The sequence below is a fragment of the Frateuria defendens genome (assembly GCF_001182895.1).
GTDB classification, from domain to species: domain Bacteria; phylum Pseudomonadota; class Gammaproteobacteria; order Xanthomonadales; family Rhodanobacteraceae; genus Frateuria_B; species Frateuria_B defendens.
In genome coordinates this window covers 1-4,515 of the sequence record NZ_LFQR01000106.1, presented here as the reverse complement: position 1 = coordinate 4,515, position 4,515 = coordinate 1, and the positions used below count along the sequence as shown (strand labels likewise).

Below are 4,515 nucleotides of genomic sequence, written 5' to 3'. Positions count from 1 at the left end.
GAGCGAAACCCCGGCCAACGGCCGGCCAGGTCGCGCTGACGTTTCGCTCCAAACCATGCACGAGGCACTGGGTAACGAGCTTCGCTGCTGTAAAGCACCCCGGCCTGCGCCGGAACGACGAGCAAGAGCGAAGCCACTGCATTCTGCGCCCCCATTAGCTGCCACAAGACGCGCCCCATCGCCCCGACGAGTCAGCCGCAAGACCGTAACAGGCGCTAAGGCTTGCGGCCGCCGTTGGCGAAGTTCGAGGTCGATGCCGCAGTCGAGCGGTCGAGCAGCCGCGCCACCAGTTCGCGGTGGTCCGCCTCGATCTTGCGCAGCCGCGCCTGCAAGGCCACATCGCTGACCCATTGCGCGCTCAGCGCGTGGCGCCGCTCGAGCGAATAGGCGATGTCGGCGAACGGCACCAGGGTGTCGTTGCCGGCCGGGGCGAAGCCGTTGATGTCGTGGATCAGCTTGAGCCTGGCGAGTTCGGCGGCGGCCTCGCGCCCGTGCTTGGCGTAGCGGGTGACGAAGGCGGCGATGCGCGCGCGCAGCGCGTCGGGCAGGTCCTCGCGCGCCACGATCACCGCGTGGGGGATCAGGTTCGAGCGCCAGAGCACGCGCAGGCGCGCGTACTGTTCGGGAAAGTGGTCGCGGAAGCGTTCGAGGTCGGCGGTGTTGTTGGTCGCCACGTCGGCCTCGCCGTTGGCCACGGCCAGGGCGTTGTTCTGGTGGTTGTCCACGGCGACGCGGGCGAAGAAGGTGTCCGAGTCCAGCCCGCGGTCGGCGAAGAGCTGCGTCTCGGGCGCCAGGTAGCCGGAGACGGACAGCGTCTCCCCGCGCGCGTAGCGCCAGCGGCCGGGCTGGCGGAGCAGCGCGTCCACGCTGCGGATCGGCGCATCCTTCTCCACCAGCAGCAGCGCGTAGTAGCCGTGCGAGCCGTCGCCGCGGGTGAGTTGGGCGATCACCTGCATGCGGTCGTGCTCGACCGCCTCGAGCGCGATGCGGCCGGAGACGAAGGCCATGTCCACGCGGTCCTTGGCCAGCGCCTGCGCCAGCCCCTCGTAGGTGCTCACCGAGATGCTGCGCAGCGGCCGGCCCAGCGCGCGCTGCATGTCGTCCAGCAGCGGGCGCCAGGCCTGCAGCGATTCGGAAGGGCCGCCGATCGGCAGGATGCCGAAGGTCAGCGGCGCCGGCGGCGCGTCGGGTTTGGACGGCTGGACGGCCGCGGTCGGCACGGCCAGCGCGAGGCCGCAGACGGTGGCCAGCAGCCGCGCGAAGCGTGGACGTGGCGCAGGGACGCCTCGCCCATGGACGATCCATGCACACCGCATGCATCCCCCCTCCCTCCCGGCGCCGGGACGACGCCGTCCGCGCGAGCATACGCCAGCCCTGGTGGGGCGTGCAGCCTGATCCGTGCCGGGGCTTCAGGCGGCGGCAAAGGCCGGGGCCGCTTCCGGCGGCGGCGAAAGCCATCGGGTTCCGGCCTCGGCCGGGCCGGCAGCGGGCAACGTCGGCGCTTGAGGGGCCTTGCCGCCGGTGCGGCTACAGGCGGCTGATCTGGCGCGAGGCCACTACCGCCTCGACCCGGTTGCGCACGTTCAGGGCACGGAAGATCGCCGCCAGGTGGATTTTCACCGTGCCTTCACTGATCCCCAGGTCGCGCGCGATCACCTTGTTCGGCTTGCCCTGGGCGAGCAGCCGCAGTACGTCGATCTGGCGCTCGGTGAGCAGCTTGTGCAGGTATTCCTCCAGCGGCTCGGGCGGCGCCGGAGACGTGCCCCCGCCGTTCGTGGCCGGCTTCGCGGCGGCATGCGCCTGCAGCATCATCGGCGGCACGTACACGCCGCCGGAGAGCACCAGCCGCACGGCGGAGAGCATTACCTCGGAGGGGTAAGCCTTGGGGATGAAGCCTTGCACGCCCATCGCGAGCAGGTCCTTCATCAGGGCGGGGTCTTCCGAGCCGGAGAGCACGATCACCGGTACTCCGGGCAGGTTGGCGACCACGTCGGCCAGGTGGTCCAGGCCGTGCGCGCCGGGCATGGCGAGGTCGATCAGGGCCAGCGCCGGAGCGGTCTCCTCGTGGACTACGCGGTGCAGTTCGTCCGCGTCGGTCGCCACCACGAACTCGATGCCATGGTCGAGCTCGCTGAGCTTGAGCTTGACGCCCTCGACGATCAACCGATGATCATCCGCGATCAGTATCCGCATGATCTTTCCCCTCGTGTGGGCGCCACGCGGACAACCCCTCTGCCGCACTCCACCGGCGCGGCAGCACCATAGCCCCAGCCTACACCTATCGGCAACCCCGACGTGGCCTCCGTCGAACGGCCTAGGCGGTCCGGGGTAGGCGATGCGGGCGCGGCGGCCGCGCTCAGGCGGCGCTGCGCGCGCTGGCCCAGGCGGCCACCATCGCTTCGCGCAATTGCTCGGGCGAGACCGGCTTGTACAGCACCGGGATCTTCGCCGCCATGATCTCGCGCAGGCGGTCGCTGCGCGTCTCGCCGGTGATCAGCAGGCGCGGGAACGGCATCACGCCGCTGCGCAGGTAATAGGCGTCCAGCGCGGCCAGGATGTCGAGGCCGTTTTCGCCGCCGCGCAGGCGCAGGTCGGAGATCACCAGGTCCGGCGGCATCGGCCAGCTCTCCGCCGCCTCCAGCGCCTGGGTGCGGTCTTCCGCGGTCTGCACCTCGCAGCCCCAGCTGCGCAGCAGGTAGCGGATGCCGGCGAGGATGGCAGGCTCGTCGTCGATCACCAGCACGCGCTGGCCGGTGAGGTCCACGGGCTGCTCCAGCGGCAGCCGGTCGGCCGAGGGCTGCGGCGCCACCACCGGCAGCTGGAAGCTGAACATGCTGCCGCGGCCGTGGCTGGACTGGAGGCGCACCGTGGTGTCGAGCAGATCGGCCAGCCGCTGCACGGTGGCGAGGCCGAGGCCCAGGCCGCGGCGCGGGCCGTCGTCGCGGTCGTTGCAGTAGCCCTCCACGCGGTAGAACTCGTCGAACACGCGCGACTGGTGCTCCGGCGCGATGCCGCTGCCGGTATCCCACACGTCCACCCGCACGGTGCCGTCCAGGCGCCGTCGCGCGCCGACCAGCACGCCGCCCTCGCGGGTGTAGCGCAGCGCGTTGCTGACCAGGTTGTTGAGGATGCGCGCGAGCATGGTGCGGTCGCTGCGCACCCACAGCCGGGTGGGGCGCACCACCAGCCGCAGTTCGTGCTGCTCGGCGATCATGCGGAAGTTGCGGCTGACCTCCTCGAACACGCGGTCGAGCGGGAACTCGGTGATCTCCAGCTGCATGGCGCCGGTCTCCAGCCGCGACAGGTCGAGCAGCTCGCTGAAGAGGTGGTCGAGCGCCTCCACGCATTCCTGGATGTGCGCGATGCGGTCCAGGCGCACGGGGTCGCGCTCGTCGGTGGCCAGCGCGGAGGAGAACAGGGTCAGCGCGTACAGCGGCTGGCGCAGGTCGTGCGAGGCGGCGGCGAGGAAGCGCGCCTTGGCCACGCTGGCCGCCTCCAGCGCCGCGTTCTTGCGCGCCAGCTCCAGCGTGGCGTGTTCGATCTCGCGCTCCAGGCCGCGCTGGGCGTCGAACAGGGCGGCGGCGGCGCTGTTGAAGCCGCGCTGCAGCTCGCCGATCTCGGTGCGGTCGGTGATCTCCACCATGACCCGGCGGTCGCCGCGGCCGAGCTGGCGCACCGCATGGGCCAGACGGCGCAGCGGCGCGCTGATCTGGTTGGCCGCCTGCAGCCCGATCACCCCGGCCACGAACAGGCTGAGCGCCAGCGTGATCAGCGCGTTGCGCAGGCTGGCGCGCTGCGCGGCGATGGCGTCGGCCAGGCTCACGTCGACCAGCACCGAGCCGAGCGCCGGCCGGGAGGGATCGTTGTCGGGCACCTCGCGCACCACGGTCAGCGTCTCGCCCGCAGGCGCGTTGCGCGAGGTACTGTCGGCGAGGATCTCGCCGTCGGCAGCGCGGATCTGCACGTGCGCCACGTAGGGCAGGGCGTTCACCGATTGCGCTACGCGCATCAACTCGCGGCGCTGCATGCCGCGCAGCGGGTCGGCCGAGACCGAGGCGGCCTGGATGGCGATGGCGTCGGCGGTGCTGTGCCCCAGCGCGCGCAGCGTGGCGAGCTGGTGGCGGGTCAGCATGGCGACCAGCAGCAGGGCGATCACCAGGCTCGGCACCAGGGCCATGCCGGCCAGGCGCTGCATCAGCGTCGTGCGCCGCCACAGGCGCAGCAGCATGGAGTCCGCCCTCGCCATCGATCTGCCCCTTCCGATGCCGCCGCTTCGTCGCATGGAGCCTAGCGCGAATGCACGGGGGCGGCATCTAGGCCATTGGCGGGGTGCGGCGTGGCGCGGTGTGCCGTGGCGTGTGGTGTGCGTTGATCGTGCGATGCCCGGCGGGTCATGGTTTGCGGGCACTGTGGCTGTGGTTGTTGTGCCATGCGTGGGCAGATGGTGGTGTGCGTTCGCATGCCTGCCGGCCTCTGGCCGGAGTTTCGCTCCCCCGCCGGGGAGCGAGTTACTTT

Annotated in this window: 3 protein-coding genes; all 3 read right to left on the bottom strand. The window is 71.3% G+C overall.

Features of this window, described 5'->3' with window-relative positions; genetic code table 11:
* Nucleotides 1-215: 215 nt before the first annotated feature.
* Nucleotides 216-1,316, bottom strand: a complete 1,101-nt coding sequence (gene phnD, locus ACH65_RS14220) for a phosphate/phosphite/phosphonate ABC transporter substrate-binding protein (protein ID WP_082190338.1) — start codon at nt 1,314-1,316, stop codon at nt 216-218.
* Nucleotides 1,317-1,527: 211 nt separating this feature from the next.
* Nucleotides 1,528-2,193 (bottom strand): LuxR C-terminal-related transcriptional regulator, encoded by a 666-nt coding sequence (locus ACH65_RS14215; RefSeq protein WP_049623272.1) that lies wholly within the window; start codon nt 2,191-2,193, stop codon nt 1,528-1,530.
* A 163-nt stretch (nt 2,194-2,356) separates the two neighbouring features.
* Nucleotides 2,357-4,246: an ATP-binding response regulator gene (locus ACH65_RS14210; protein ID WP_049623271.1), complete on the bottom strand. Its 1,890-nt coding sequence runs from the start codon at nt 4,244-4,246 to the stop codon at nt 2,357-2,359.
* Between the last annotated feature and the right edge of the window lie 269 nt (nt 4,247-4,515).

Coding starts and splice junctions, on each gene's coding strand:
- phnD (WP_082190338.1), bottom strand. CDS start 1,316: ATGCGGTGTGCATGGATCGTCCATGGGCGAGGCGTCCCTGCGCCACGT.
- ACH65_RS14215 (WP_049623272.1), bottom strand. CDS start 2,193: ATGCGGATACTGATCGCGGATGATCATCGGTTGATCGTCGAGGGCGTC.
- ACH65_RS14210 (WP_049623271.1), bottom strand. CDS start 4,246: ATGGCGAGGGCGGACTCCATGCTGCTGCGCCTGTGGCGGCGCACGACG.